This is a genomic window from Cyanobium sp. Lug-B (assembly GCF_024345635.1).
Taxonomy (GTDB): Bacteria; Cyanobacteriota; Cyanobacteriia; order PCC-6307; family Cyanobiaceae; genus Cyanobium; species Cyanobium minutissimum.
Genome location: NZ_JAGQBM010000011.1, coordinates 20,176 through 47,153 on the forward strand (window position 1 = coordinate 20,176; position 26,978 = coordinate 47,153).

The following is a 26,978-nucleotide window of genomic DNA, read 5'->3' on the forward strand; positions in this document are numbered from 1 at the left end:
TCAAGCGAACGAATGGGAGGGAGTCGAACGTTCGAGCATGTGCCGGTACCACTCAACGTAGGTATCAACTTGCCGCCTCACGTCGAAACGGCGCTCAGCATCCAGCCGCGCATTCTGGCCAAGCCTTCCGACCAAGGCAACGTCATGCGCCAAATAGACCATCGCTGCAGCGAGACCATCGGCGTCCCCCGGCGCAGTCAGAATGCCCGTTGCATTGTCGATCGAATAGCTGGGTGATCCCACCGAAATGGCTGACAGATCTAGCGATCGAACCTGTTCCGGAATGCCACCGACAGCAGTCGCTATGATCGGTGTACCGCAAGCCAACGCTTCGAGAATCGTGGTTGGAAACGTATCGGCTTTAGCGGCGTGCGCGTAGACGCTTGCCGCACGAAAATAGCGCGCAACGTGGGCTGCTTCGCTGACATAAGGGACAAACTCAAGGGTTGCGTCGCCCGCTCTCTCGGGCGGCGCCGATTCGCCAAGGGCCAAGAAACGAACGCGAGCCTGACCATTCAGCGCACGGCTCGCAACATCCAGGGCAAGCCGCAGAGTCGCCATATCCTTCCAGACATTGTCCCGAACTCCATTGGCTGCAAAGACAACGACAAAATCGTCTAAGCCGATTCCCAGCTCGCGGCGTGCAGCTAGACGCCCGTCTGACGGGCAGTAGGTCTCAAGATCGACTCCATTTGGAATGACGCGGGAGTCGATCGATCCCATCGAAAGGATCGACCGGCCAACCTTCTCCATCAACCAACGTGAAGGAGTCGTAATGAAAAGTCTGCTACGGCTGAAAATGTCCCGCTTACAACGCCAGTTATCGGCGGTTCGATCCACCGGAATGGCTGGCGGGATTGTCAAATCGGGGCAATTGCCGCAGCCGGTGATCCACCGCTCACAACCGAACGAATGAGCGCAATGTCCTGCAAGCAGCCAAGCGTCGTGCAGAGTCAGTAGCGTTGGCACCCGGGCACTCAACTTGGGCAGATAACGGAGGTCAAAATAACCGCCGTGCAGATTGTGACAATGAACGAGATCCGGTCGTGGCGACATCAGACGCAATAGATCCCGCGAGCCTGGGAAATTGAAGTTCTCCAGTCCAGGGGATGCAGCTTTAGGGCGCTGAAGGCGAGCCGCCAATCGAGAAGGTAGATGGCCCAGATGTCCCGGAAGCCTTGCGGCACCGTACCCAAGAGCTCGTGCCAGACGCCCCCGCTGACTTGGCATCGTCATAACAGGAGCCGAAGGATCGTCGCAATGCCCAACAACATGAGCGACTGTATGCCCGCGCGAATGGAGCCCGAGACGCAAACTAGAAGTGATGGCAGCAGCCCCTCCCCGCCCAAAAACAGAGTCGACCAGCAACACCCTCAACGGCTGCGCTGCCTCTGTCACTTGGCACCACGCATCCGCGCCTCAAAGTTGGCACGGAACGTCGACAAGGGGCTCTCACGAACGAGATAACGGGGCACCTCAAACGCATCGACCCGTCTATTGAGCACGCATCCAGGAAAGTTGGAGCAGGCCAAAGTGAACCCAGCATGCTTGACTGAATCGACCGACTGCGTCGTGTAGTCGACCTTCGTCCCATAGGGGTAGGCGAATGTCGTTATTTCCCGGCCAACTATCGCCTCTAGGCATCCTCGGCTGCCCGAGATCTGAGCTGCCTGCTCCTCCATCGAAAGCCCCGAAAGCTGAGGATGAGAAACAGTATGGGCACCAACATCAATGAGACCACTCTCGACGAGACTGCGAAGTTCGCTTTCAGTCATTGGACACCGGTCTTCTGTTGGGCCAGCGTCGACCCCGGTCTGATTCTGTATACTCGTCAAAACGGTTGAACGCTCGCCGGGAGTCAATGGCTTGACGAGCGGCATGATATCCCGATAGGCCGTGTGCCGCGGCGTGGGGTCGAAAGAATCCATCACCGTCCACTCTGGATACGCACCAGGATCACCGCTGAGCACCCAAGTTCTCGATTCTCCGGCAAGATCGAGTTGAAGTGTCAAGGAGCCATTCTGGCCAAGAAGGGCCCGCTCAATGGCATCCCACCAAAACTCGGTCTGGGCGCTGACCGCGCTGCTGACCGCAAACACGGTCGCAGGAACACCCGCCTTCTCCAGAATTGGTTTCGCGTAGTGGTAGTTGTCCGCGTAACCATCGTCGAAGGTAACCGCGACCGCACGGCGAGGAAGTGTTCCTTCGATGGCTGCCTTCACCATGTCTGTCAACGCCATTGGTACAGCGTTCCGGCTGAGATACGCCATCTGCTCCGCGAAGCACAGGGGCGATACTGCCAGCAATTGTGGATCCGACAAAGTCGGGGACACACGGTGGTAAAGCAAGACCTGCCCGCAGGGCTTGAGGGCACCTAGCAAGTTTTTAATGCGGGAGAAGAACATTCAGTTGTTATGATGTACTGGAGTAGGCGGACAAGAATCCTTTGAAAACATCAATAGTCTCAAGTCTACGCGCCCAAGCGCAGCGGCCTGAGTCATTTCGGGCCCAACGTCGCGAATGAACTGATCATAAATCAAAAGATATCCGAGCTGTTGTGCTTCACGAATCAACTCATCCCGAGAAAACACCCAATGCCACACCGATCCGATGCAAGCTGGCGGTTGGCCGAGTGAAATGTGTTGCCGTAGCGCTACCGTCTCATTGGAGGAAACAGGAATGCGATTGATCACCAAGGTTCCGTTTTCGGCAACACGATTCGCGAGCGCGGCAAGCGCCAGTCGCCAGCTATCGATGTACTGCAGCGCACTGCTGAACATCGCAATATCAAACATCTCGCCATCATTAGGTAACGTCTCGGCAAAGCTGACGCGATGATCGTTCGCGAACATCAAAGATCCCTGCTCGCAGCTGGCTGCACCATCGACCACAACGTATTTCGCCTCAAGAAGTCCCCGCATGATTACATCCACGCACGGCCCAACTCCCCCCCCCAAGTCAAGAATTTTCACCATGCCCTGCCTCTTGGCCACTTGAGATGCCAACAGTGCGATGGGTGCCAGATAGGCCTCGGGCGCGAGGCGATCTTCAGTGGCCTCACCGCGCAACCGGCCAACATAGGAATTCGATGCGTCCAACCATGCGGGATGATCCCAAACGGACTGCTGCTCAGATGGTTCGAAGCTTGCTGCGGCCTTGTCATACAAAAGCGGAACTGCTGGAGCTGCCTTCTCGGAACGTCCCAAAAGGCGATGAATAATCGAATAGCTAGGCATGGTTCAGGAGCTCTGTAGATGTAAGTGGTACCGTTGGTTTAGTCGCAACTACGCAAACGAGCACCTGATAGTCAGGATCACAGAAATCGAGCTCCTTGGAACTCAGTTCCTCAGCCGCAAGGCCTGTCAATGATGTGATCGCAGACAGGACGTTGCCATAAACGGAAGTTTCCACTGCAGACACTGGGAACGACGACTCAAAAAGTGCTCTCGCACCACGATCAGTAACCCTCCAGTAGTCTCCCCATCGATCCATGTCGAAACGACTGACCTGGGTGATACAGGGCAGGGTCGCCAAGATGCACCCACCCGGCTTCAAGGCAGCCTCGGCAACCGATATTGCCGCTTGCATGTCCGGGAGTACATGTAAAACCTGTGTCAGGATGATGGCATCGAAGCATCCCCTTGGAACCCCTTCGCCAGTCAGCAGGTTTCCTCTGATGGTTGCGGCTGGACAGGCTGGGTCGGGGTCCAGGACATCGATCTTGGCACCACGCTCGGCAAACATGGTCGCGTAGCGGGCGTCGCCAACCTCGAGAACATGTCCCTTCAGCCGATTTCGTTGTTGCTCAAAAAAACGCTGGATATAGTATCTCCGGATCGGCGTGCCGCGATCCTGTCCGAAACTGTCACTAACGGGCTGCAGCGAGCGCAGATCTCCCATATCGAAGGTTCCGGATCGACGTCCAAGCAAACGATCAAGAAGAGCTTTCATCGCCTGACTCCGCCGAGACGCGCCGATATCTCGCCGAGCATCCAATCGTTGTCTTGCGCCAGTGCCTTGTTTGTTGTGCCAATGGCCTTGCGCACGCCCGTCTCCTGGGCAAGCATTGCCTCAATGGCGCTACGGGCGACTTCGACACCCTCAGGTGTCCCGATGTTCACGGCCTGGTTGGCGCCTCCATAGAACGCAACCAACCCATCCGACTTGAACTTGTAGTAGTCGCCACTGAACAGAATCAGCGCCGGTACGCCCTGAGACAAGCCGAAAACATGTACGTGATAACTTAAACCCAGAGTGAATCGACTGGCACCAATGGCCGCCTTGATCAGTCCCACATCGTGAGACATGGGAGCCATCAATAACCGATCCGGAAACCTCATCATGCTACCTATTGCCTGGCAACAGGCATCGTCATGGCGTGAATGAGTGTCGTAACTCATCGGGAAGAAGACCAACCGTAAGCCACTGGACTGAGTTGCCACGTCCCACAACTCGGCAACGCGGGAAAAGAGGTGATTGGTATCCTGGGTGTAGTCGGTCGATCGCCAATGAACGGCAATGAACGGCTCTTCCGGCGACAATCCGGTCTCAGCGAGATAGGCATCGCGAACGATGGGACCCGCTGAGGCAAGCGAAAAGGCCTCGTCTCCCGTAATCCGTGTTCGACACTGGAGGGGGCCAAGCCCACGGGTGAACCGCTCACTGAACGCATGATCACGAAAACCCAGTAGATCGACTTCGTTGAAGGCGGCGGCCATCAGCATCTTCAATTCCGGATTGTCGAGCGGTCCGAAACCCTGTGCCGACACCGCCACAATTGGCACGAACGGGCGAACCATCCGATAGAGCCAGCATTTGTACGCCGCACCAGAAGCATTGAAGTCATTGAAATCGGCCGCCCCCACACCATAAAAGACATCGCATTGGCGAATCGCCCGCATGGCCTGCCGAAGTCCGTAGTCATCCCGCCAGGTGCCTAGCCGCACACCTCGCCACGCAAGCCTGGCAAACGCAACTTTGGCACGCAAACCCGCGGCCGGGACCGGCAGGCGTGTCCGCGCAAGTAAACCGCGGTAGCGGTCCAGGATGCCTGCCGTCCTGTCAAAGAACAAGAATGGAGACGGTACATGCTCAACGACGAAATCGTCGAGCCGAGGCAGAGGACGCGAACTCTCGCGAGGAATGACAAAGTGACAGGGCCCAAGGCTGCGCGTCAGTCGGCGCAGCGCGTTGAGCAGCATCGCCTCGTCACCAAGATTTCCATAGGCCTCACCATGATCGACGAAAACCCGACGCATGGGGAGCGGAGCCTTCACTTCCATGCTGCACACGCCACGATGCTCGGGCAGGCCGGATCATGATAGTTCAGGGTTGCAGAGGAAAAATGCTCGCACATCAGGTATTGCGGTGACCCCGAAGCGGTGGCTGCGTTGCCGTAAGAGTGCACTTCGAGACGTGAGAAATCCGCGAACAGAGATCGCATGGCATCCGGCGTGAAACGCCAATAGTCATGCGGATGGGGTGCATAGCCCTGAAGCACCATCGGCGCCGTACATAGAATGAGGCCACCCGGACTAAGCAGGCGCCGGGCCTCGTTCACCGCCAGCCAAGGTCGCTCGACATTGCAAAGAACGTGGGTCATTACAATGCAGTCGAAACTCTCGGATGCGACCCCGGAAGCGTCCTGCAGATCCCCGACCAGCGTCGTTCCCTGGCTTTCATCCACATCCCAAACGTCGTAGCTGACAACCTCGGGACGGGAAATGTAGCGCTCGCGATAATAGGGTGGCGCGAACTCCAAGCAACGTCCGCGAACGTCGCAGTCATAACGCTCAAGAAATAGATTGATGTAATGCCGCGCTGGCGTCGGTACCGGCGAGTGACCGGATGGATACTGGAAGCGATTGACATAACGACCCCAGCCAAGAAGGCGCCCGAGGGCATACTTATACAACGCCGAAGCGGGATGAAAACCAGTATTCAGTGAGCGCATAGGGCTTAGACGTTCTTTTCGAGAGTTTCAATGGGGTTCACCTTAAGGCTAGGCTTGTTGGCCGGCGCCGGAATGATGTCTGCGGTCCGCCAGAAATCGCGCGCGACTTCATGGCTTTCGACACAGTTCACACATACCTCTGGCATGGCGAAGTCACCTGCAACTTGACGCATTCTCTGCGCTTGGAACATCGGTGAGTTGTACACCTCATCAGGAGACTGGGAAAGCAGATTGCCTAGGGGGTAACGTGTCTCATAATCCTCGCAGCACATCGCCACCGTCCCGTCCCAGTCAACCTGAAGAACCTGCCAGATGTAACGACATGAGTATTGTTTTTTTGTAGTGCCAACCTTAAAGTGGCCTCCCCAACCGATTAAAGGCGGCACGATGACATTGTTAACAAGAGGCCCCCAATAGGCCCGAAAACGCTCGATCTCATCGGCTGTATGGTGCTCTGTTGGTATTAGGGAGACATGAATCTCTACAGGCTTGCCAAGCGAAGCATTCATGTCAACAAACCGGTGAAGGTTTTTTTGAGTGCGTTCATATGGCAACTTCATCACCGCCTCATAGGTATTCTTGTCCATAGCGTTGAGGCTCACTGAAAGAATATCCAGGCCCACATCAATCAATTGATTCGCGCGCTTTTCATCGAGGGCGCTGACGTTCGAATAAACGGCAACACGAGCCTTAGGGAAAACAGATTTTTCATAGGCAATCTTATCCGTCAGAGTCCTGTCCAAAAGCGGCTCTCCCATCCCAGCATGGGAAATCAGCTCGATGGGGGCACCCCATTCAGCGACCTTGTCAACAATCACCTTGTGGGCCTCCGGCGTCATGAATCCCTTTTCCCGCTCCAACGTTGGGTAAGGGCACATGACGCAAGCTGCATTGCAATGATTTACCGTCTCGATTGCCAATTGGCGGGGCAGGATACCGTACGCTTGCGACTTTTGGTATTCGCGAAGAATCCTTCGACGCAATCGTTTTTCGTCGGCTGCAGGAATAAACGAGAAGAGATCAAGGAACCGGTCAAGAATCGGCTGGTTGGGAGCTGTCATCTACATCCTCATGTTTGGTTAGTTTACCTGTTCAGGGGGCGAGACAGCCCACTGCGAACTTCATGCCTGCTGAGACCCTGAAGGTGGCTTGAATCCTGTTTGCATCTAAGGCTGAGACTACTTGTGATGCTATCCGCTCCGACTGGGCTTTCAGTCGCGGACTGGCCGGCGAGAGCGGATTGGCCGCAGCTCGCGGAGTTCCTCGAAACCACCCTCCAACGATGCCCCTGGCTGTCAGCCACCAGTGAGGCACAAGCGCAGTGGCCGACAGCGCGGTGGCCAGCCGGGACATCCCGGCGCTGGGCCGGAGCTGATGATGATTGAACGGAGGGATCAGGTGCTGGAACAGCACCCAGATCCGTTGCGTCATCAGGTGGTCCGGATCCCACCGATCAGGCCACTGGTGGGGGTGGAGTGCAGAGGCAGCACGATGCCCGCAACGACCCCGCCGGCGCCTGAGCGCTGCACTGGTGCAGGCGATGGCAACGGGCGGCCTGTGTTGATGAAGCCGGTTGAACCACCGGTCACAGCGGAGACGCAGTCTTGCGCGAAGCGGTTAGCGATGATCCCAAGGGCAAGCGCGGCGGGCCGTTGATCATGGTGGCCGCCCTGGTGGCGGAGCCTGTACAAGACATGAGCCGCTCCGCGGCCGCAGCCATGGCACTGCGGATCCAGGGCTTGGCGCGATCATGGTGAACGATCGCTTCTCGGCCTACAACCACCTGCTGCTGGACCTGCAGCAACAGCTGTTTGAGCAGTGGCACCGCGACAACGACGGAACAATCTGCTGGGCGGCGTTGCAGCTCCGTTGCCGAGACATCTGGCTGGCGTTCGGACCACGCAGCAGCTGGTCGTGGAGCTGAGCTGTCAGCACGTGGGGGTGATGCCTTCACTGATGGCGTACCCCTGAAACACCGCCATCAGCCCAAGTGCCAGTGATCGCGTGTGATGGGTGACCAGTGAGGGACTTCTGTGGTGCTGCGTCCCGACCCCTCAAGGCGTATCGAATAGCTACCAAGCGGATCTCCCACCGTCCATCACCACATTTTGACCATTCATATAAGCCGAGGCATCCGAGCAAAGGAATTGCACCGCAGCCCGGTACTCGTCCTTGTCGGCCATCCGCCCAAGCGGAATAAGTGAGGTTAGCCGCCTGACGAAGTCGTCTCCCTGTCCATTGTAGACGCCACCGGGCGATAGGGCATTACAGCGCACGCCCTTATCCGCCCAGTAGGTGGCCAGATAACGGGTCAATCCAACCAGCCCTGCCTTGATCACCGAATAGGTCACCGGCTTCACGGGTTGCAGTTCATCTGGCAGGCCATCCTTGCGGTAGAGCCGCTGGTCGGGGGCGAAGACCGAGAGATCGGAAGCGATGTTCAAGATGACACCACCCTTCCCGTCCAATGACATCGCGCCACCAAAAACCTTGCTGCAGAGGAACGCGCCGGTCAGGCCGACGGCCACCTGCAGGTCCCATTGCTCAACCGGACAGTGCTCAAGACGCGACGTCTCCACCATGCCTTGGTCGCCCTTGACCTTCGGGTCGATGGCTGCGTTGTTGACCAGGATGTCCACTCGCGAACCGCGCCCGAATAGCATTTCCGCAACGCTGCCGATGGCCGCTGGATCTGTCACGTCCATCACCGCGGTCAGGATTTGCGAGCGATCATGGCGCTCGCTCAGGTGTTGCGCTGCAGTGTCAAGCACCGCCGCGCTCACGTCGGTCAGCACGACTGTCGCGCCGCTCTCCAGCAGCGCCGACGCATGCTCCATGCCCAGTAGGCCGGCGGCGCCGGTGATCAGGGCGGTTCTCCCGGTTAGATCAAATTTCTCAAAAGCCATCATTCAGCCTATCCATTGTTTAACCGCGAACTTGCCCGCCGTCCGAGACAAAGATGCTGCCGGTGCAAAACGATGCCGCACTGGACGCCAGCCATAAGGCGAGATTGGCGACATCCTGGGGCGTTCCCAGCTTTGCCAGGGCCACATCCCGTGCCAGCATCTGCTCGACTGCTGCGGCATTCTCGTTGACCTTTCGTTGCCAAACCGAGTCCTCAAACAGGATATTACCCGGGGCAACGGCATTGATCCTCACCCCGTCTTTCCCCAGGGGGCGCGCCATGCCGCGCACGTAGGCGTTGAGGGCGGCCTTGGCAGCCGAATAGGTCAGGGGGGCACCAGGCACCAGCTCATAGCCGCAAACGGAGGAGATACAAACGATCGTGCCCCCGCTACTGGCCAGGGCGTCTCTGCCGGCCTCGACCATGTTGGTTGTGCTCCACAGGTTCAGTTCGAAAACCCGCAGCCACTCCTCATGGGTTTCCGCACCGGGGGGCACCGAGCGACCGCTCCCGACATTGCAAACCAGCACGTCCAGCTTGCCAAACGCTGCCAGGACCCTCTCGACCACCCCTCGGGCTTGCTCTGGCTTGACGACATCGCCGCCGACGGAGATCGCCTTGCCCCCGCTCTGCGCCGCGACGACGCGCTCCAGATCTTCGAGATTGCGGCCATTGAAGGCGACTTCGGCGCCTTCGGCAAGAAACGCCTCAGCAATGGCACGGCCGATGCCCTTGGATGAACCGGTGACCAGAACGGATTTCCCCTGCAAGTGGAGCTGCACGTCAGGCTCCCTTCGACCAGGCCTCTATCTGCGCCATGTAGTGGCGAAGGGCGCCGGCATGGTCGTCATCCCTGGCTCGGGCGGTTTGCATGATCAGGTAGCCAGTGTAGGCAACCTCGCGAAGCAGCCGAAACACCGTGGGGAAGTCGGCATTGCCAGTGCCCAAGGGGACAGTGGTTCCGCCGAGGGCCCTGTCCTTGACGTGCACATTGACGATGCGGGAACCATAGGCTGCAAACTCTTCCGAGGGGTTGTATCCAAGCGCCGCGCTGTTGCCGATGTCGTAGTTGACGCCAAAGGCGTCCGCCGGCAAACGTCCGATAAAGCGGGCCAGTTCGCTGGGGGCGAAATCGCTTTCGAAGATGATGCGCAGGCCGAGCGCACGGAACAGATCAGCCTGGGTCAGCATAAAGGCGAGAAGCGCCTCTTCCTGCTGCTCGTTTTCAAGCCTGCCGTTGTCCACCAGCGGTACGACAATCATTTGAATGCCGACCTCGGCACACGCGCGGGCTATCGCGATGAAATCCGCCTCGAGCGCTGCCCTGTCCTGCCCGCTGGATTTCCAGAAGGGAGCCTGCATGAAGCAATCCCCGGTCAGCGAAGGTATGGAGAGCTCATGGGCTTCGCACAGGCGGCGAATCTCCTGCTGGCCCTGGGACATCAGCAGGGGATTCTGATAAAGCCGATCATGATCCAGGGTCCATTCCATCAGCCCTAGTCCGAGACTCTGGGCCAAAGGAAACTCATGCTGCCAGGATTCCCAAGGAAAGGCTTGGATTTTCCCGTCCACCAATGGAGAGAGGCGGCCCTGCATAAACCCAGCTTTATTAGTCATGGCGCAATTTCAGTAGAATGTTGGAGGTGCATTTTGCTGCGATCAGCTTGGCGATGTACTTTCGGTTCACAGCCCGCATTTCCTCGGTCAGCCAGGCCGCAATTTCCTGGTTTGGGCCGCACAGGTTTATTTCACTCAGGCCCACATGACAATCGGCTTGGGGGCCATCATTCATGAGCCAGTGCAGGTGATTCAATAGATTGTAGTCCTGGGTGAAGCTGATTTCGATCTGGTCGGGTTGGAAGCCAGCAGCCCTCGCCACTTTGCCCAAAGAGGCTTCGGTAAAGTAATGGAGATGAGCGCTGTGGTAGAAGAATCTCTTGTATGTCGAAACGCCCCAGACCGCCAGCAGAGGATCGTGCAAGTTTGGAGCCTCGATGAAGATCGTTCCACCTTTCTTCGTGGCCTGCCGGAGAGTATTGAGAAATTCTACGGGCTGCTCGACATGTTCTATCACTTGAAAGGCGCAGACCACGTCGTAGCCTTGGCCGGCAAAGCGGGAGTTCTCCAGGAATTCCGCATCCGCTTCGATTCCGAGCTCGCTGCCCAGGAATGTGCAGCATGCCTTGTCGAGCTCGATGGCATTCACCTCGCCCACTTTATCTTTGATATGAATCAAGAACTGACCCGCTGAGGCCCCCACTTCCAACAGCCGTGAACCGGTAGTCAGGTGGGGAAGAATATGATGCAGACGATCCTGCTGGTAGTTCTTGTAAACCCGATAGATCTCCCTGGCGTTCGTCGCAGCCGCCTCGGCATTGTGGGAATACTCCTGGCGATACAGTTCGCCGTAGTACTCCTTGGCGTCCACCGCCTGTTCCTGGACCAGGTAGCCATGGGAACAGGCAGGGCAATAGCGCACCATGCCAGTGCCCCGCCGCAGCTGGTGGGTGAGGATCTCGCTCGCTTCCGATGCGCAGAGGGGGCAGGCGGCCTCCGGTCGCTGGTCAGTTGAGTGTCTCATGCTGCTAATACTTCGACAAGTTCGAGGAGGACGCCTTCGGGCCCCTTGACGTAAATCACCTTCGCGTAGCCGTCTGGCGAGCACTGGGGCGGTGCAGGAAAGCTGACGCCCTCCTGCGTGAGCTTCGAAACGAGCTGATCCAGATCATCCACTGTCAGAGCGATGTGGGTGAATCCGGTCGAATAAGGGGTGCCCTCCCATCGGGGCTTGTCGGGATGGGACTGGAAGCACAGCAGCTCAAGCAGACAGCCGTCGGGCGCCGCCAGTTTGGCGGTGGTCACGCGGACATCCTGGAGGCCCATCATGGCGTCGATATGGGGCCCCGATTCCGCCATCTGCTTCACCACCTTGAAGCCGAGCAGGTCGCACCAGAAATGCAGAGCCCGATCAAGGTCTGTCACCACCAGGCCAGTATGGCGAATCGCGCTGATCATTCCGCCGCCACTTCGGCAATGGCCTCGCCCAGCACGTCGATACCTTCCAGCAAGGCTTGGTCCGAGATGGTCAGGGGTGGACCAATCTTGATCGACTCCCTTCCGGTATGAACCACCAACAAGCCCTTCTGCATGCACCGCTCGGCGACCCGGCTGGTGAAGGCGCTATCGGCGACGCCTGTGTCAGGAGTGCGGAACAGGACCGCAGCAATCAGGCCCTTGCCGAGCAAGTCGGAGATGCGGTCGGGGAATCGCTGTTGCAGGCCGGTGAGGCCCTTAAACAGCAACTCGCCCTTACGGGCGGCTTCGCCAACGAGGTCGCGCTGCTCCAGCTCCTCGATCACCGCCAAGCCGGCGGCACACACCAGCGGGTTGGCGGAGTGAGTGCTGCTCATGTTGCCGGTATCCGGCAAATCCATGACCTCGGACCGACCAAGCACGCCGGAAAGGGGCACGCCGCCACCCATGCCCTTGCCGCAGGCGATCAGGTCCGGCGTCACCTCGTAATGCTGGAAACCGAAGCGGCGGCCCGTGCGGCCGAATCCAGCCTGCATCTCGTCGAAGGCCAGCAGAATACGGTGTTTGCCGCACACCTTTTCGATGGCCTGAACGAATTCCTTGGGATAGAACACGGCGCCCCAGCCCTGGAAGGTTTCCAGCATGAAGCCGCACACATCGTTCTCCAGATCGATACCCGATGAGGCCAGCCGCTCCAGGCCAGCATCGAGGAAAGCTTCTGGGCTGGCGCCATTGAGCGCCCAAGGGTAGGGGAACGGAATGTGATGGATGTCGGCATCCTGAAAGCCGATCCAGTCCCGCTGCGCCAGGTTGCTGCTCATCATCTGCGCGCCCATGGTGCGGCCATGCCAATTGCCTTCGATGCAGACGATGCCGCGGCGGCGCTTGCCGATCTTCTGTCCGTACATACGCATCAGCTTCAGGGCGGCTTCGGTGGCCTCGGTTCCGGCCGACAACAGGAAGGCTTTCTCATAGGGCTTGCCGGCGAATTCAACCAGCTTTTGCAGATACTCAGCGCGTTTGCGGTTTGGGTAGGCATAGCAGCTGTAGATGGGCGCATCCATCATGGCCTGAATAGCCGCCGATACCCGGGCGTTGGAATGACCCACATTGGCGACGAAAATCGTGGAGGTGAAGTCGATCCAACGATTACCGGCGATATCGAACACGCTGGCGTCCACTGCACGCTCCCAGATCAGAGGAAACTGCCCGTGCATCGAACGGGATTCATAGCGATCGAGGCTGGCGAGAACCTGCTGAGTCCCCGGAGCTGGAATCGCCGTCCTGATGGTCCGATGCTCGGTGCTCACAAAAGGCACTTGTTGAGGACTACGGGAAAACTCGTGTCCGGCCATGGCTTTCCTCAGGTAAAGATTTGGTAGGCGATTTCAGGATCGCGATCAAGCAGGAATTCGAGGTGAGCGAAATCATCCTCGGTATCCACCTCAACCACGGCAGGCGTGATGAACGGCATGACCCAGTCGCCGTGAATCATGCCGTGGCTTCTGACAAAGCGGGATGACAACACATCGACATAGCCATTGGCCTGATAGGTGGCAGGAAACTGCTGACGCGCGTTGTTGGCCGCATCCAGTGCCGTGCTGTCGGCGCCAAGACTCTGCAACTGGCCTGCCGGGGCGATTTCAAACGTCTTGTAGGCGGACTCAGACATTTCGTGAACAGAGCGCAGTGCGGTCGCCCGAGGCTCATTCCGGAAAGCCTCAATCGCCACATCGATCAGTCGAGGTGACCGATAGGGCGTGGTCGGGCGGATGTGAACCAGGGATTCCGGCTCACCCCCGTTGGCAGCGAACCAGTCGAGCGCATGGAGCACGAATTCATAGTCCGTAGAGCGGTCGTCTGCGATGTCCGCGGGGCGAAGGAAGGGCACCTCTGCGCCTAGCTTGACGGAGAGTTCCGCATACTCCGTAGAATCAGTTGAGACGATGATGCGATCGATCAGTCGTGATCTCAAGCAGGCCTTGATCGACCACTCGATCAAGGGATGCCCTCCCAGACTCTTGATGTTCTTGTGCGGAACCCCTTTGGACCCGGAGCGGGCGGGGATCAAGGCGACAACATTGTTCACGGGCGCTAGTCCACTTCCATAAAATACATATGTTCCACGAGGCCGCAGATGACATGACCGATGGTAACGTGGCACTCTTGGATACGCGCGGTTTCATCCGAGGGTATCTGCAAGCATCCACACATGTTGGCCAGTTTTCCGCCTGTGCGGCCTGTGAAGCAGACGACTTGGATGCCGAGCTCGGTAGCCTTATTCACTGCGGCGAGAATGTTCGGGCTATTGCCACTGGTGCTGATGCCGACAAATATGTCACCCGCCTTGGCGACCGCTTCCAGCTCGCGTGAAAAGATCTGCTCGTAGCCGTAGTCGTTGCCAATCGCGCTGATGGCGGAATTGTTCGTTCCCAGCGCCAACGATGCAAGCGGTGCACGGTCAAACTTGAATCTGGAAACAATTTCAGCTGACAGGTGCTGTGCATCGGCAAAGCTTCCACCATTGCCGGCGAAGATGATCTTACAACCGGCACGAAGTGATGTCACGCACCGGTGAGCGAGTTCCTCGATCTGACAGAGGAGCTTGTCATCTTGAAGAAGCAGCTGTTTGACGGCTATAGACTCGGCCAGCTGGGCGCGGATCGTCTGGATAACGGGTGTCACAGCTTTCCCTCCAGGCGTTCCAGTGCCACCCAAAAGCCCTCGCCACTGTTCTTGTGGCCCTGCCAGATCTCAGGGATGAACGAGGCATCCGGACAGCCTTGGCTGAGGATGGCGCTGAGGCGATCGAAATCAATGTCGCCTTCGCCTACCTGCAAGCCCTCGCCATTGAGCCCCTTCGCATCGCCCAGATGTAGGTGGGCCGTCCATGGCGCAATCTGCCGACTGAACTCGTAGAGATCGTAGCCAAGGTGCTTGCAGGTCAGGGCACTATGGGAGACGTCGTAGCACATCCGCAACTTCAACTGTGCGCACCAATGGACGATCTCCTCGATCTTGATGAACAGGTTCTGGTAACGCTGGCCACCAAAGTGCCAAGGGAATGGAGCCATGGTCTGCGGAATCAGCTCGATACCTTCCAGATCAAGCTCGGACAGGCTGCGGGCAAAGCGTTCGTAGTAGCTGGGAATCACGTCCGCAGGGAGCAACTCGTCCATCGTAAAGCCGCCGATGTTGGCGACAATCAGCGGCCTTTGGGTGTTAGGGAAAAAGCGCTTCAAGCTCCTAGTAAGATCGATCACCCGCTGGGTCTCCCGTAGAGATTCTTTGCGATAAGCCTCATTTGGTGTAGCCAGGTCCATCAGCCGGCTACCAGCAAACAGTTCCGGCGCATGCACGACGAAGTTTGCCGCATAGGTACCCTGAAGGAATACCGCTGGATCAAGCTCCATATCTGAATATGAAAGGTGGAACTCCCAAATGTCAGGGTTGATCCTTGACGCATACTCTGCAAAGTCGTGATATCTTACTGGCACACCCCAAGGTCTTTTGAAACAGTAGGCCCTAGGGTAGATTCTTGTCTCCAGCAAGTCAGACAGATAGAAGAAGTCCTCCTCTCCCATGTCGTGCTGCAGCGTACGGCCAAGGAGCTCCTCGTACCGCTGGGGAGAGAGCCCTTGGCCGGGGCTGCGTACCTTGATGTGCTCAGGAGCAAGCTTGGTGCCTTTGGGCAGAGCCGTGGCCGCTACCAGGCTTTTGCCCAGATTTTCGCGGTTGATCATTTCTCCCTGGGAGAGACCCCGGGTTTGGCCCTCGCCGAGGGCCGCTTCGATCTCCCTGATCCCATCGACCATGCGCTTGAACTCGGGATGGGTCAGGCTCGCGGCGTGATCTGGCCCCTCCATCGAGCGGTCCAGGGTGAAATGGCGCTCGATAATGACGGCGCCCAGCGCAACAGCAGCGAGGGAAACATTAATCCCCCGTTCGTGGCCCGAATAACCAACCAAGGGATGGATTTGACGCAAGGGGCCCATCCACTTCAGATGAATGTCGTGCAGGGGAGCCGGATACGTGCTATTGCAATGTAAAAGAGCAAACTGCGCCTTTCGATGATCAAGGAAGGCGACCGTGGTTTTCACTTCCTCCAGCAAGCTCATCCCGGTGGACAGGATCAGCGGTTTTCCTGTCTGCGCCAAATGGTCAAGCAAGGGGAGGTTCGTGAGATCGGCCGAAGCCACCTTGTAAGCAGGAACTCCAAAGGATTCGAGCACGTCCACGCTGAGCGCATCCCATGGCGTACAGAGATAAAGCGCAGCTTTCGTTCGGCAATAGTCGGCAAGCTGACGATGTTCCTCGACCGTGAGCTCAAACCTGCGCAGCAGATCGAGCACGTACTCAGTGCCGAGATCCTCGCCGTCCTTGCGCAAAGTGCGTTGGCGATAGACCTGATCCAGGTGCCGCATCTGAAACTTGACAGCATCTGCGCCCGCATCGAGGGCGAGATCAATCAGCTCAAACGCACGTTCCAAGCTGCCGTTGTGATTGTTGCCGATTTCGGCGATGACGTAGGTGCGACCTGTGCCGATCTCGCATTTCGCAATTTTCATACGCACCCGATTTCCATGTGATTGTTACGTTCGCGTGCCATCCAAGCCCGCAACCCCTCTTGATCAAAGCGAAAAGGCCGAATCTTGAGCCCCAGTGCTTCGAGATTCGTCATCAATTCGTTCTTGCGGAACGGCGGAACAAAAAAAAGAAAAAAACCGCCGCCTCCGGCACCCAGAAGCTTTCCACCGACGGCGCCGTGACTAAGTGCACTTTCGTAGATTTGGTCAAGATGTCTTGAGGAGATCTTGCTACTAAGCTCTCGCTTGGATTGCCATGCCTCATGCAATGACAGTCCGAACTCTAGCAGCCGACCGCGCAGCAACTGATTGCGCATTCGATACGATAGATCAACGTTGGCCTGCACATGGCGGCGCACGTTCGGCTTTTGCATCTGCTGGCGTTGGTCCTGATGAATGTCTCCGGAATCGTGGGTGATACCCGTGTCACACAGGATCAGGCTTTCCTCTAGCTCGAGAATTGTGTCCGGATGGATTCGCAACGGATGGACGATGTTCTGGTCCATGTGGAATTCCATGAAGTTGAAGCCGCCAAACACGGTAGCGTACTGGTCCTGCCAACCTCCCGCCACCCCGAGATAAAGGCGCTCGGCTTGGAACGCAAGTTCGGCAAGTTCATGCAGATCCCACTGATCGCGACGAAACTGGTTGAAGCACCCCAGCACCGCCGCTGACACCACGGCCGACCCGCCGAGCCCCGAGTTCATCGGGAAATCGGAATGCAGGTACAGTTCAAAACCGAAATCCGGATCGACGGATTTAAGCAGGGCCTGGATTAGTCCGAAACGCCCTTTCTGCCGCAACGCCCCCGAAAGATCATCAGCATTCAGGGACTCGCCCAGGTCACAGGAATGAATGAGAATTTTCTCATCATTCCTTACTCGCAATGTGGCGTGGCTATACAGGGAAATCGTCGTATTGATGACGGCACCACCATCGCCAGAAAAGTAATGGGTGAGATCCGAGCCACCACCGCCAAAACTGATCCGAACCGGAGAGCGTGCACGGGCATAGACAGGCTCCTCGGCCTGTAACGGCAAATCGTCGCGACTGACAATGCCAGTCAGACAGCGATGCTCATCGAGTAGGGGAATTACCCGGATACTTTGGTCGAATTTTTTGAGTAGAAACTCTCGCGGCGTGTCCTTCTCCGCCCAAACAAAATCCGGATTCGCGCATGAGGCTATAGAGGCGGTCAACGACGATCCGGCAAGTAGCTTCCTGCGGATATCGCCATCCGTAGCAAGCCCAACCACACGACCATTGGCTGCAATGGTAAGAATGAATCCATGCTGGTTTTCCTCAATCTTCGCTAACGCGTCCTTCAGCAACGCATCTTCAGAAATGGAGAAGAGATTCAACCGCATAAAGAACCTCCTCGACCGCCTCTGATCCAGTGGCAGAAACGATGATAGTCTTCAGGAACGCCGATATCGATGAAATCCACTTCAAGAGGCACTGCATATAACTTGCCTTCTGCTGCAACGGCGGGGAAAAGATCCATTTCCAGCGAAAAGGGTAGTCGGTTCCAGTTCCTGAAGTGTTCAGGATTTAGGCAGCACAAACCGGCATTGATCCAGCCAGACGTCTTCGTAGCACCCTTTTCGACAAACAACTCGATTCTGCGATTATGGCTATTGAGATCTACACAGCCGTAACGGCCTGCATCAGCAACCCGAATTACTGCCACTCTGGATGCTCCGGCATGGATGACTTCTGATATGCCACCGCCAAGCCAGGTATCAGCATTGGTCACTAGAAAGTCATCAGTTAGATTCAGTTCATGTACGGCATAGGCAAGAGCGCCGCCTGTGCCCATTGCTACGGGCTCGACCAGCCATCGGACTTCACTGCCACTGAGTGAAGCATATTGTTCCGCCTGGATAAAGTCAATTATCATGCTCGCCTGGTGGTGCAGGAGGAAAACGAACGACCGAACTCCCTGTTCAACCCAATGCTCAATCTGCAAACGCAGGAATGGCACATCATTGACTGGCGCTAGCGCCTTGGGGATACCTGGCACCGCCGATTGGAGGCGAGTCCCGAACCCTCCCGCCAAGACCAGCATCTTCATGGCGTCACTAGACCTGATTGGATACTCTGCATTGTCCTGGCCATGAGCAATCGAGGAAAGCTGTATCTCGGTTGAAAATTGGGCCGAGCAGTCCTTGGAGAACCGGGGTCAGGCGTAACCAAAGATGGACTCGACCTGTTCGAGAAGGCTTGCGCCGTCCTCAAGACGTACCAAGCTCGGATGCTCGATGCCGGGACCAGAAGCGTGGAGGAAGGCGTCGATCAGCCCAGCCAGCCCGGGTTTGATGTTGGCTGGGTCTGTGGCAACCGACATAAGATCGAGTGAAAACCCATCCTTGCCCTGTTGCCGTAGCTCCTCAAGTGGGCAGAACAGCAAGCGACGGCGGCGACTGGTCAACTCAACACGCCAGCGGCCCGCCCCGCCGAACGATGCTGTATACGAGAACAACGCGCCGGAAGCAGTACGGCCACTACCGCAGAATTCGGAGCCCGCAGAGTGCCATGCAAGCGATCCGCTCCTATAGCTCGACAACGCTACTGGGGCACCTGCCAAAAAGAACGCCAGGTCAAGCGGATGCACGGAATTAATCAGACCCCAGCGCTGAAAGTTGTCCGTGGCCCAAAAGCCCTCCGAAATCAAAGCTTTGACGTGTGCTTCAAGATCTGTGAACTCGACGTGGCAATTGATGACGCCCCCATCGCTCTCTAGGAGACGGCGGGCCTCCATGACCGAAGGGTAAAAGCGTCTGTTGAGGGCGAGATAGGCGATTGCGCCTGAAGACTTTAGGTCGTTATCGAGCTGGCGCAGGGCGGCCGAACTTAGGGCACCGGGCTTCTCCACTAAGACGTGCCGAGCCCCGTCGGCGACCTGGCGACGCACAGCATCCGGTGTCTTGTCGGGCGCGACGGCGATAATCGCCAACGGAGCGACGATACCTTCTTGCCAGCAAGCGATGCCACACTCTTCGGCAAACACTCGCGCACGGTCTTTGTGCGAGCTACGAACTTTAATCTGCTCCCCAGCAAACCCGGCGTGCCGCAGGGTGCGCACATATTCTCTCGACATCCGGCCGGTACCGACGACGACGATGGAAACAGATGGGGATTCCATAAGGTGACCTCAATCTGGGCTACTGGTGGAACATGGGGCATCGGTGCGCTGTGTTATCACACCTTGGAGGAAATCGGCGATCCTGTCGGCCGGCGTCGCTCCCGGCTCACCGACGACATAATCGCGCATAAACCGATCATCAACGTGGTCGCACGACCAATCCTGCGCAGCGAGAAAGCGCTCAAGTCCTGCAAAGAAATCAGCTTCCGTTTGCGCAAAAACGGTTGCCCGGTCGCGCAGCGCGGAGGCCGCATCGGGTTCGAGAAGATAGTCTTGCGAGTTGATGTATAGCAGTATCGGCTTGTTGCCAGCAGCTACGTGGAGGAGGGGCGTACTCGGGCTTTCCAAGATATATGCGTCAGCCAGATGGAGGCAATCCTTGAGGGGCACATCCGCGACAACCGAGATCGAGGACACACCACGGTGACGAATGCAGTCGAGTAACGGGTTGGGCATTTGTGGATAACGGGCTCGAAGCGGAGGCTTGATGACAATTTCGACATCGTCCCACTTGGCTAAACATTCGATGACTTTTCGCGTCCATCGCCAATACTCCGTTTCCGGGGGAAATACGAAACCAAGATCACGGCAATCGCCGAGCAATGCATTCAGGACAAGCATGACCCGGCGTCGATCATGCTTCTGGTGCATCTCGGACCGCGAAGCCATCAGCCGTGCGGCCCATGGCGCGCCGGTCGCTACCGGACGCGCCCGCCTGACAGCTGGATTCCACCGTGTCTGCGGCGGCGACTGCCGGAATGCATGCTCCGCTCCGAACCCGCCACAAAGGAAATAGTCGCACTCTGCGAAATCGAAACGCTCGTGCTTGGGCAACAAGGAGAACCCGAGAAAACCGCCATAGTGGTACGAGACCGTTGGCAGCCCGACTCGCCGTGCAATACGGGCAACGACGTAATGGTCGGACACCCAACCGCCGGCGACAAATGCGGCATTGCCGAAAGCCCCCTCCATCATCAGACGATTCCAGACGGCCTCCGCCCGCCGAAACAACAGCGGCAGAGCCTCTCGAATCACCTGCTGCAACCATGGAGCGAAAAGCGGCCAAAGATCGACTCCATTCCAGACCAACAGTTCGCGTACCTGCGGCTCTTGCGTCAGTGTCTCCCAAAGTAACTCGCAGCTGGCTGATGCCTGCATGCCAGTCTCTTCTGTACCAGCGAGCGAAAAAGCCTGGTTCATGTCCATGACATGGCCACCCCGCCGAGCCCAACATTCGACAACGTCATCGCCGAGATCCGAAAACAGCGACGAGATCAGTAGCGGGCCATCCCCAAAGCTGGGCTGAGACGACTCGCGCTCCGCTGCAGGCGCTCCGGCCGAGCGACATGTGGCCCTGCGAATCCAGCTACGAAGCCGTTGAGAACGAGCTCGAAATGAGGAAATGGACCCGGAGATTGGCGTAGCAACCGGCTGGGGAGAGTCGCGCACGGGGTTGAAAAGACTCGGATCCCCCACAGGCTCGTCAATCCAGTGCACTTCGAGGTTGTGTGCCGCCGCGACCAGTGGCACGATCTGAGTAATCAGCCCCCATGGTGCATGGTCAAGTGATGTGATTCCCGTATATTGATAGTTCTGTCGTGGGCGGAAAACCACAAGTGATGTAGCCCCAAGAACATCACAAGCTCTCAATACTTGCTCGAGCCTTAGGACAATAGAATCAAGCGTACCATTCGCATAATGAAAAAATGCTGCAAAGGAGACGGCATCGGCGAAGGGCCACTCAGGCGTTAGCCGATGTAAGACAGCGTCGATGGCCGTAACGAGCGCTTCCGTTCGGTCAATCAACGCGGCGCCCAGGTAGCGATGGGCACGCTCGTTAAACAGATCCTCAATGCCGATCACTGGACAGGCGGCCTGCTCTGCCCAGTAGTCAGTGATCGGAGAGGTCGCAACGATCATTACTGGCAGCCCGCAGACACGCAACGCCTCCGCCTGCGCAGGTGTTTCTGCAAAACATGCGCTCACTCCAGTGGTGGTAATCATTTCACGGCCGCACCGGCAAGTAACTCGTCAATGCAACGAGCAAAACGCTCGGCCAAGAAGTCGATACCTAGTGGCGTAAAATGCACCGCATCGACAAAATAGGCGTTATCGCGCGGTATTTCACCGTCGAGATCAACAAAGGGCAGGCCATACTCATCAGCAACCTTGCGATACAACTCATTTTCGATATCAACACCCTCGCGAAGCTTACGGTTACGCAACGAATCGTTGTGCAGGTAGAAGACGTAGCTGCCGACAAGCATGCGTATGCCATGCGCCCGACAAAGGAGAACAAGGTTGCGAAGCGCCATTTCTTCCGCGACTAGCGGACGATAGGAGCGATAGTAGTCGGGAGATTGGGTGTCAATCCGGGCAAGAACCTCGTTGCGAATGTTTCCCGTGCCAAATAACTTGTCTCGCGCGAATTCGTAGCTATGCCACCAGCGAAACTTCGGGAAATAATAGCCGCGCTTTATCTCGCCCATCGCCTCGCCAAGGTTGCGCCGACCGTGCGAGTAGTCAAAGGCGTAACCCTCCATGAGATGCAGTGGAAGGTCGTTGAGCCCTTGATAGAAGATCACATACTGGGGCCGGTAGTGGAGGACATTCAGTGCGAAGTCGACGAACACATCAAGCGTGGTCCAGCCTCCGATTCCGCAGTTCATCACCTCGACCGCCCGATAGTGCTGCCGAACCTCAGGGCTCGATGCAAGCTTCTCCCGCAAAAGATCTGGGTAGTTGTAGTCCTGGTGCTCGTCTGCAATGTTGTTGGCTGTTCCCGACGACCCAAGACAAGCAATTCGCAGTACGTCGTCGTTTCGGCCGACGCTCAAGTCGTCACCAAAATGCCCAATGCTGTTGAGTTGCAGCGGCTTGTTGAATGACCAATAGCGATTTGGGTGCAGTACGTAGGGTAGACGCTGATTCTTGTCAATGACGAAGTTCTTACGGTAGGCAAAAGTCAGGAACGGGTGAGGGACGACATGGTTCTCACACCACCGAAATCTGAGAGCCACGGGATAATTGCGACCGTAAGCGCGGCGATGCCAAAGACGAAATGCAGCTTCGACAATCCCGAGACCAAGAACAACAAGCCCTGCAACCGCCCAACCGATTGTCATCTTTCAATCATGTGAAGTCGAACTTATGGTGACTGCTGCATTCGAGCAGGTCAAAAAGCATCTCGTAGGCCCCGGCCACTTCCAAGAGCCGGGGCTGCGCCGGCTCTCTGCCTTGCTGCAGGGATTCGATGAAGTCCCGCGTGAATGCCGAAAGGTCGATGAGCTCCAGTCCGCTTCGCTCCGACATCGCATAGTCCTTACCGTACAGATACGTTGGGTGGGTGACAGCCTCAAGCCGCTCATGCAGGAAAGCACGGTCCGTTGTCTGGTCAATGAGCCAATGGCTGGTCGGTGTAATGATCGACAGCGAGGTGGGTGCTGAACTTGCCGCCATCGACGACAGAACGAGACGGGAGCCGTCTGGAAAAGCAAACAGGCCGCGGCCGCCATAGTCCCGGAATTGTGTGCCCCGTCCGCTGCGTATCTCTTCCGCATCAATCTCGCCAAACAGCAGCTTCCCGGTGGACTGTCCCGTCAAGTGAAGCGCGAAGTCGATCCAGTGGATGCCATTGCAGCCGAGCCCCATTGCGCCTGAGGACACGGTCATGATGTAGGGTCCACCGGCTGCTCTGAGCCTGTCATAGCCCCGAAGGCTGCGCCGGTAGTGGTTGATCCACACCTCAAGGCCCGGGACATCGGCCAAGGCGAAGATATCGTGACAACGCGCGCGGGACTGTTCGAGCGGCTTCTCGACCAATATCTTCCTTGTCCGGCTACACGCCCACTCGAACTGCTCAAAGCGGTCCGCAGCTGTCGCGCTCAGGATGATCAGGTCAAATCGCTCCCCATCAACGATGGCTGCAAGCGCGTCGTAAACGACAAGCCTATTGTCGGCAAGCTTGCGGCACACCTCCCGTGCCTCAGAAACCGGCTCGACGAGGCTGATCTCCTGGACGAGGCCCAACGCTCCCATGAGGTGCCGTTGACCCATGCGTCCACCACCAACGATGAGGAGTTTCAGTTTCCGTGTCCCCGCAATGGCTCACAGATCATAAAGACAGAGTCGGCCAGGCCGGCCTCTGCGAGTGCCGACTCATAAGCCCGATGAAACTCTGCACCGTTAAACAATGGCCTGCGGTTCTGCCCGCCACCCTTGCCTTCGGCAAGCCAGCCAAGTGTGTTGCCCAGCGTATACCGCTGCAACTGGGTATCGACCAGAACGCGAAGCCCAGCCCTATCCATAACCATGCCGAGTGTGCGATTGGTGAAATAGTACAGGTGGTCAGAACTGAAATGTGTGTCTCTATAGCAAGGAAGTTCAAAGGATTCGATCAGAAGTTCAGCGCCATTGGGAACCTCCACAACCACGCGATCGACAGCCGTGAATCGCTGGACAAGACTTTCGAGAAGAGACCATGGGTCGATAACGTGCTCGAGCACATGAAACAGAATCAGCGTATCTATGTCGCTCGGTACATCGTCAAGGCAGCTAACGCAGTTCGCACCAGAGTCCCGGTGAGCTGCCGACATTCTGGCGCTGAGATCGAATCCAACCAAATACTCAAACTCGGGGCCTGCACGGCGCAGGAAACCGCCGACGCCACAGCCAAAATCAAGCGCCCTTCTGCGCCGATGATCTGGCAGCTCAACCTTGATCCTTTCTATGCGATTGATATTCCAATGGGCCTCCCTGGCGTAAACTGTCGAGAAGTCTTCGGGGAAGTAGAAATCATCACGGTAATGATCAAGACTGACATGATCAAAGTTCATCAGCTGGATCAGCCCGCAATCGTTGCACTTCCCGACGGGGAGGTTAGAGCAGTCCCCGCAGGCGTGTGCAGTGGGAGCGACCGCGCCGCCACATAGTCGGCATCGCCCCGAACCCTGATTCTCGGTTTGAATGTCAGGCTTGACCATGTTTTTAACCTGCTGTCGGTGGCAACTGGGTTGTGGAACTGCGCCATAGGGCTGGATCTATCATACCAACCTCCCAATTGGGTTCGGCAACGATCAATGTGCCGCGCGTAGACGAGTAACCCTTTCGTTCAATTCCCATCGGTTGGTCATCCTCCGATATCTCGAAGGAAAGAGCATCTGGATGTCCATCGTGGCCGTACTGACCACTGTGTCCGATGGTGATCGCAGGATAGACCAGATAGGTACCAGCGGTAAGAACTCTCTTCGGCATGGTGATTCTTGCCCGATAGCACCCGGCATGCCGCACATCAAGCAAGCACTCGTTTCGATCAGTATCGTGCGACTGATAGATATAGACACCATCACGACTGACGGCAAAAATCACCATGCAGTCCCGTGCATCGCGTTTCAACTCGTAATCGATTTCAAGCCAGATCTGGGCGTCCATCCCAAAGGAGCGTTCCGGCCGACCGGCATCATCGACAACCGCCACCCGCCTGATGACCGCGGGCTTCTCCGGGTCATCAGGGAAGAGTCTGACAGGAGCATCATTCTCGTCTGTTGGTATGGCGTCAGCAAGGTACTGGCTAATCAGTTTCGATGTTTCCCCAAAGCCTGCGATCTTGCCCCGATTGAGATACATCGATTTGTCACATAGCGTCTTGATAGCTGCCATCGAGTGACTTACGAAAAGGATCGTACGGCCACTTTCTGCCGTTTTCTCCATGCGTGCAAGACACTTCTTCTGAAAACCGATATCGCCGACCGCCAGCACCTCGTCGACAATCAAGATTTCCGGCTCCAGGTGAGCCGCGACAGCAAAGGCGAGGCGCACATACATTCCGGACGAATATCGCTTGACAGGTGTATCAAGAAATCGCTCAACTTCAGCGAAGTCGATGATCTCATCAAACTTTGATCGAATCATTTGCCGGGTCATCCCAAGGATAGCGCCGTTCAGAAAGATGTTCTCCCTGCCTGTGAGCTCCGGATGAAAGCCCGTTCCCACCTCCAGCAGGCTCGCCACCCGGCCGTTGATCGCCACACGACCCATGGTGGGTTCGGTGATGCGGCTCAGGATCTTCAGCAGGGTGCTCTTGCCTGCCCCGTTGCGGCCGATGATTCCCACCCGCTCGCCGCGCCGGATCTCGAAGCTCACATCCTTGAGAGCCCAGAAGTCTTCCTCGCTACCGGCGCGCTCCAACGCTGCCTGGCCCTGGGCTTTGCGCAGTTGCCCCGCCAGCGTGAAGGGATTCAGCCACCGGCTCAATGCCTTGGCCTGGTGCGCCACCACATCACCTAGGGCCGTGTAGCTCTGAGCCTTCTCGTGATGGAGGGCGTATTTCTTGCCCACACCCTCAACTCGGATCACCACATCGGAGCTACCCATCTCAGATCACATCCGCAAAACGCTTTTCCATCTGCCTGAACTGGCGAACGCCGGTCACCAGAAGCAGCGCCGTGACACCCATCGAAAGCCAGAAGCCGACAGGGTTGATCCGCGCACCCTGGCCGATGATCGCCCAGCGGAAACCCTCGATCACCCCCACCATCGGATTGAGGGCAAAGAGCAGCTGCCATTTGGCGGGCACGATTGCGCTGGAGAAACCCACCGGACTCACATAGAAGCCGACTTGCACCAGAAACGGCACCAAATAGCGGAAGTCGCGGTATTGCACATTCAGACTGGCCAGCCACAGCCCGGCTCCCATGCTGGCCGCGAAAGCCACGGCCACCCACAGCGGCAAGGTGAGCAGCCGCCAGCTGGGCCACCACTGAAACCACAACATCAGTCCCGCCAGGATGCCAAACGAAATCAGGAAATCAACAAAACTAGTGATCACCACAGCCACCGGCACAATCAGCCGTGGGAAATACACCTTGGTAAGCAAGTTTGCATTGGAAACCAGGCTCTCGGAGCAGCTGCTCAGGGCACTGCTGAAGAACTGCCAGGGCAGAATGCCGGCAAACACCAGCAACGCATAGGGGGCATCCCCCTCGGTGGGCAACCTGGCCAGCCGGCCAAAGATCACCGTGAATACCACCATCGTGAGTAATGGGCGGATCAACGCCCAGGCAACACCGATGAAGGTCTGCTTGTAGCGCACGGTGATGTCGCGCCAGGCCAGGATTGCGAACAACTCCCGGTAGCGCCAAAGGTCTTTCCAGTATTGCTTCTCGATCCGGTTGGGCTCGAGCACCAGCCATTGGTTGGCGGGGTCGCGGCTGCTGGTGGTGCGGCGGGCGCGGGTGGTGGGCATCAGGGGCAAATGGGGGTGAGGCTGCGGCTCGTTAGGGAATCAGAGGGGCGGAGCGTCTATGAAAGCCGACGGCCTGATGGGCGTTCCGGCTGGGCGACTGGACGGTTCAGAGG

The 26,978-nt window shown here is 57.3% G+C and carries 27 protein-coding genes; 2 read left to right on the plus strand and 25 right to left on the minus strand.

Going from position 1 to position 26,978, the window contains the following annotated elements; all coding sequences use genetic code 11:
• The 7 genes from KBY81_RS04475 to KBY81_RS04505 are packed head-to-tail and all read right to left on the minus strand — an operon-like array spanning window position 1 to window position 7,014.
• Complete coding sequence (locus KBY81_RS04475; RefSeq protein ID WP_315858471.1) at window positions 1-1,398, minus strand: glycosyltransferase; 1,398 nt, start codon at window positions 1,396-1,398, stop codon at window positions 1-3.
• Window positions 1,395-2,405: a polysaccharide deacetylase family protein gene (locus KBY81_RS04480; protein ID WP_254975761.1), complete on the minus strand. Its 1,011-nt coding sequence runs from the start codon at window positions 2,403-2,405 to the stop codon at window positions 1,395-1,397. Before KBY81_RS04480 ends, KBY81_RS04475 begins: the two co-directional genes overlap by 4 nt.
• The gene (locus tag KBY81_RS04485; protein ID WP_254975762.1) at window positions 2,406-3,236 is read right to left on the minus strand and encodes a methyltransferase, TIGR04325 family; all 831 of its coding nucleotides are present in this window, start codon (window positions 3,234-3,236) and stop codon (window positions 2,406-2,408) included. It abuts the gene before it with no gap.
• On the minus strand, window positions 3,229-3,951 hold the full coding sequence (locus tag KBY81_RS04490; RefSeq protein WP_254975763.1) for a bifunctional 2-polyprenyl-6-hydroxyphenol methylase/3-demethylubiquinol 3-O-methyltransferase UbiG: 723 nt from the start codon (window positions 3,949-3,951) through the stop codon (window positions 3,229-3,231). The genes KBY81_RS04485 and KBY81_RS04490 overlap by 8 nt, the downstream gene beginning before the upstream one ends.
• Window positions 3,948-5,258 (minus strand): polysaccharide pyruvyl transferase family protein, encoded by a 1,311-nt coding sequence (locus KBY81_RS04495; protein ID WP_254975764.1) that lies wholly within the window; start codon window positions 5,256-5,258, stop codon window positions 3,948-3,950. Before KBY81_RS04495 ends, KBY81_RS04490 begins: the two co-directional genes overlap by 4 nt.
• Before the next feature lie 14 nt (window positions 5,259-5,272).
• Window positions 5,273-5,953, minus strand: coding sequence for a methyltransferase domain-containing protein (locus KBY81_RS04500; RefSeq protein WP_254975765.1), 681 nt, complete (start codon window positions 5,951-5,953; stop codon window positions 5,273-5,275).
• Between the two features lie 5 nt (window positions 5,954-5,958).
• On the minus strand, window positions 5,959-7,014 hold the full coding sequence (locus KBY81_RS04505; RefSeq protein ID WP_254975766.1) for a radical SAM/SPASM domain-containing protein: 1,056 nt from the start codon (window positions 7,012-7,014) through the stop codon (window positions 5,959-5,961).
• A 178-nt stretch (window positions 7,015-7,192) separates the two neighbouring features.
• Here KBY81_RS04505 and KBY81_RS16705 point away from each other — a divergent pair, with 178 nt between their 5' ends.
• Both KBY81_RS16705 and KBY81_RS04515 read left to right on the plus strand, forming a co-directional pair.
• Window positions 7,193-7,609, plus strand: coding sequence for a hypothetical protein (locus KBY81_RS16705; protein ID WP_396103659.1), 417 nt, complete (start codon window positions 7,193-7,195; stop codon window positions 7,607-7,609).
• Window positions 7,610-7,703: 94 nt separating this feature from the next.
• The gene (locus tag KBY81_RS04515) at window positions 7,704-7,877 is read left to right on the plus strand and encodes a hypothetical protein (RefSeq protein WP_254975767.1); all 174 of its coding nucleotides are present in this window, start codon (window positions 7,704-7,706) and stop codon (window positions 7,875-7,877) included.
• 148 nt (window positions 7,878-8,025) lie between these two features.
• On the opposite strand, the gene KBY81_RS04520 is transcribed toward KBY81_RS04515, so the two are convergent.
• The 18 genes from KBY81_RS04520 to KBY81_RS04605 form a co-directional block, all read right to left on the minus strand.
• Window positions 8,026-8,859, minus strand: coding sequence for an SDR family oxidoreductase (locus KBY81_RS04520; RefSeq protein WP_254975768.1), 834 nt, complete (start codon window positions 8,857-8,859; stop codon window positions 8,026-8,028).
• 19 nt (window positions 8,860-8,878) lie between these two features.
• Complete coding sequence (locus KBY81_RS04525; RefSeq protein WP_254975769.1) at window positions 8,879-9,640, minus strand: SDR family NAD(P)-dependent oxidoreductase; 762 nt, start codon at window positions 9,638-9,640, stop codon at window positions 8,879-8,881.
• A gap of 1 nt (window position 9,641) precedes the next feature.
• Window positions 9,642-10,454, minus strand: a complete 813-nt coding sequence (locus KBY81_RS04530; protein ID WP_254975770.1) for a sugar phosphate isomerase/epimerase — start codon at window positions 10,452-10,454, stop codon at window positions 9,642-9,644.
• A gap of 13 nt (window positions 10,455-10,467) precedes the next feature.
• Window positions 10,468-11,340 carry a bifunctional 2-polyprenyl-6-hydroxyphenol methylase/3-demethylubiquinol 3-O-methyltransferase UbiG gene (locus KBY81_RS04535; protein ID WP_254975771.1) on the minus strand — a complete coding sequence of 291 codons (873 nt, stop codon included), beginning with the start codon at window positions 11,338-11,340 and terminating at the stop codon, window positions 10,468-10,470.
• Between the two features lie 95 nt (window positions 11,341-11,435).
• A complete protein-coding gene (locus tag KBY81_RS04540; protein WP_254975772.1) occupies window positions 11,436-11,873 on the minus strand; it encodes a VOC family protein in 438 nt (145 codons plus the stop codon).
• Window positions 11,870-13,246, minus strand: a complete 1,377-nt coding sequence (locus KBY81_RS04545; protein ID WP_254975773.1) for an aspartate aminotransferase family protein — start codon at window positions 13,244-13,246, stop codon at window positions 11,870-11,872. The genes KBY81_RS04540 and KBY81_RS04545 overlap by 4 nt, the downstream gene beginning before the upstream one ends.
• An 8-nt stretch (window positions 13,247-13,254) precedes the next feature.
• Window positions 13,255-13,980 (minus strand): cytidylyltransferase domain-containing protein, encoded by a 726-nt coding sequence (locus KBY81_RS04550; RefSeq protein ID WP_254975774.1) that lies wholly within the window; start codon window positions 13,978-13,980, stop codon window positions 13,255-13,257.
• A 5-nt stretch (window positions 13,981-13,985) separates the two neighbouring features.
• Complete coding sequence (locus KBY81_RS04555) at window positions 13,986-14,576, minus strand: SIS domain-containing protein (protein ID WP_254975776.1); 591 nt, start codon at window positions 14,574-14,576, stop codon at window positions 13,986-13,988.
• Window positions 14,573-16,459 carry an N-acetylneuraminate synthase family protein gene (locus KBY81_RS04560; protein ID WP_254975777.1) on the minus strand — a complete coding sequence of 629 codons (1,887 nt, stop codon included), beginning with the start codon at window positions 16,457-16,459 and terminating at the stop codon, window positions 14,573-14,575. Before KBY81_RS04560 ends, KBY81_RS04555 begins: the two co-directional genes overlap by 4 nt.
• Window positions 16,456-17,838, minus strand: coding sequence for a CBS domain-containing protein (locus KBY81_RS04565; RefSeq protein WP_254975778.1), 1,383 nt, complete (start codon window positions 17,836-17,838; stop codon window positions 16,456-16,458). The genes KBY81_RS04560 and KBY81_RS04565 overlap by 4 nt, the downstream gene beginning before the upstream one ends.
• Window positions 17,835-18,551 (minus strand): sugar phosphate nucleotidyltransferase, encoded by a 717-nt coding sequence (locus tag KBY81_RS04570; RefSeq protein ID WP_254975779.1) that lies wholly within the window; start codon window positions 18,549-18,551, stop codon window positions 17,835-17,837. Before KBY81_RS04570 ends, KBY81_RS04565 begins: the two co-directional genes overlap by 4 nt.
• Before the next feature lie 108 nt (window positions 18,552-18,659).
• Window positions 18,660-19,622, minus strand: coding sequence for a Gfo/Idh/MocA family protein (locus KBY81_RS04575; protein WP_254975780.1), 963 nt, complete (start codon window positions 19,620-19,622; stop codon window positions 18,660-18,662).
• A 9-nt stretch (window positions 19,623-19,631) separates the two neighbouring features.
• Window positions 19,632-21,626 carry a hypothetical protein gene (locus KBY81_RS04580; RefSeq protein WP_254975781.1) on the minus strand — a complete coding sequence of 665 codons (1,995 nt, stop codon included), beginning with the start codon at window positions 21,624-21,626 and terminating at the stop codon, window positions 19,632-19,634.
• Window positions 21,623-22,747 carry an SGNH/GDSL hydrolase family protein gene (locus KBY81_RS04585; protein WP_254975782.1) on the minus strand — a complete coding sequence of 375 codons (1,125 nt, stop codon included), beginning with the start codon at window positions 22,745-22,747 and terminating at the stop codon, window positions 21,623-21,625. Before KBY81_RS04585 ends, KBY81_RS04580 begins: the two co-directional genes overlap by 4 nt.
• A 7-nt stretch (window positions 22,748-22,754) precedes the next feature.
• Complete coding sequence (locus KBY81_RS04590) at window positions 22,755-23,726, minus strand: Gfo/Idh/MocA family oxidoreductase (protein ID WP_315858473.1); 972 nt, start codon at window positions 23,724-23,726, stop codon at window positions 22,755-22,757.
• Window positions 23,705-24,457 carry a class I SAM-dependent methyltransferase gene (locus tag KBY81_RS04595; RefSeq protein ID WP_254975783.1) on the minus strand — a complete coding sequence of 251 codons (753 nt, stop codon included), beginning with the start codon at window positions 24,455-24,457 and terminating at the stop codon, window positions 23,705-23,707. Before KBY81_RS04595 ends, KBY81_RS04590 begins: the two co-directional genes overlap by 22 nt.
• 151 nt (window positions 24,458-24,608) lie before the next feature.
• The gene (locus KBY81_RS04600) at window positions 24,609-25,994 is read right to left on the minus strand and encodes an ABC transporter ATP-binding protein (protein WP_254975784.1); all 1,386 of its coding nucleotides are present in this window, start codon (window positions 25,992-25,994) and stop codon (window positions 24,609-24,611) included.
• A 1-nt stretch (window position 25,995) separates the two neighbouring features.
• Window positions 25,996-26,865 (minus strand): ABC transporter permease, encoded by an 870-nt coding sequence (locus KBY81_RS04605; protein WP_254975785.1) that lies wholly within the window; start codon window positions 26,863-26,865, stop codon window positions 25,996-25,998.
• Window positions 26,866-26,978 lie beyond the last annotated feature (113 nt).

What these genes read in the sequence shown, in the direction of transcription:
- KBY81_RS04530 (WP_254975770.1), bottom strand. Translation starts at nt 10,454, where the DNA reads ATGCAGGGCCGCCTCTCTCCATTGGTGGACGGGAAAATCCAAGCCTTT.
- KBY81_RS04575 (WP_254975780.1), bottom strand. Translation starts at nt 19,622, where the DNA reads ATGGAATCCCCATCTGTTTCCATCGTCGTCGTCGGTACCGGCCGGATG.
- KBY81_RS04540 (WP_254975772.1), bottom strand. Translation starts at nt 11,873, where the DNA reads ATGATCAGCGCGATTCGCCATACTGGCCTGGTGGTGACAGACCTTGAT.
- KBY81_RS04585 (WP_254975782.1), bottom strand. Translation starts at nt 22,747, where the DNA reads ATGACAATCGGTTGGGCGGTTGCAGGGCTTGTTGTTCTTGGTCTCGGG.
- KBY81_RS04560 (WP_254975777.1), bottom strand. Translation starts at nt 16,459, where the DNA reads ATGAAAATTGCGAAATGCGAGATCGGCACAGGTCGCACCTACGTCATC.
- KBY81_RS04570 (WP_254975779.1), bottom strand. Translation starts at nt 18,551, where the DNA reads ATGAAGATGCTGGTCTTGGCGGGAGGGTTCGGGACTCGCCTCCAATCG.
- KBY81_RS04480 (WP_254975761.1), bottom strand. Translation starts at nt 2,405, where the DNA reads ATGTTCTTCTCCCGCATTAAAAACTTGCTAGGTGCCCTCAAGCCCTGC.
- KBY81_RS04495 (WP_254975764.1), bottom strand. Translation starts at nt 5,258, where the DNA reads ATGCGTCGGGTTTTCGTCGATCATGGTGAGGCCTATGGAAATCTTGGT.
- KBY81_RS04500 (WP_254975765.1), bottom strand. Translation starts at nt 5,953, where the DNA reads ATGCGCTCACTGAATACTGGTTTTCATCCCGCTTCGGCGTTGTATAAG.
- KBY81_RS04605 (WP_254975785.1), bottom strand. Translation starts at nt 26,865, where the DNA reads ATGCCCACCACCCGCGCCCGCCGCACCACCAGCAGCCGCGACCCCGCC.
- KBY81_RS04490 (WP_254975763.1), bottom strand. Translation starts at nt 3,951, where the DNA reads ATGAAAGCTCTTCTTGATCGTTTGCTTGGACGTCGATCCGGAACCTTC.
- KBY81_RS04580 (WP_254975781.1), bottom strand. Translation starts at nt 21,626, where the DNA reads ATGATTACCACCACTGGAGTGAGCGCATGTTTTGCAGAAACACCTGCG.
- KBY81_RS04515 (WP_254975767.1), top strand. Translation starts at nt 7,704, where the DNA reads ATGGTGAACGATCGCTTCTCGGCCTACAACCACCTGCTGCTGGACCTG.
- KBY81_RS04485 (WP_254975762.1), bottom strand. Translation starts at nt 3,236, where the DNA reads ATGCCTAGCTATTCGATTATTCATCGCCTTTTGGGACGTTCCGAGAAG.
- KBY81_RS04545 (WP_254975773.1), bottom strand. Translation starts at nt 13,246, where the DNA reads ATGGCCGGACACGAGTTTTCCCGTAGTCCTCAACAAGTGCCTTTTGTG.
- KBY81_RS04535 (WP_254975771.1), bottom strand. Translation starts at nt 11,340, where the DNA reads ATGGTGCGCTATTGCCCTGCCTGTTCCCATGGCTACCTGGTCCAGGAA.
- KBY81_RS04600 (WP_254975784.1), bottom strand. Translation starts at nt 25,994, where the DNA reads ATGGGTAGCTCCGATGTGGTGATCCGAGTTGAGGGTGTGGGCAAGAAA.
- KBY81_RS04595 (WP_254975783.1), bottom strand. Translation starts at nt 24,457, where the DNA reads ATGAACTTTGATCATGTCAGTCTTGATCATTACCGTGATGATTTCTAC.
- KBY81_RS04505 (WP_254975766.1), bottom strand. Translation starts at nt 7,014, where the DNA reads ATGACAGCTCCCAACCAGCCGATTCTTGACCGGTTCCTTGATCTCTTC.
- KBY81_RS04520 (WP_254975768.1), bottom strand. Translation starts at nt 8,859, where the DNA reads ATGGCTTTTGAGAAATTTGATCTAACCGGGAGAACCGCCCTGATCACC.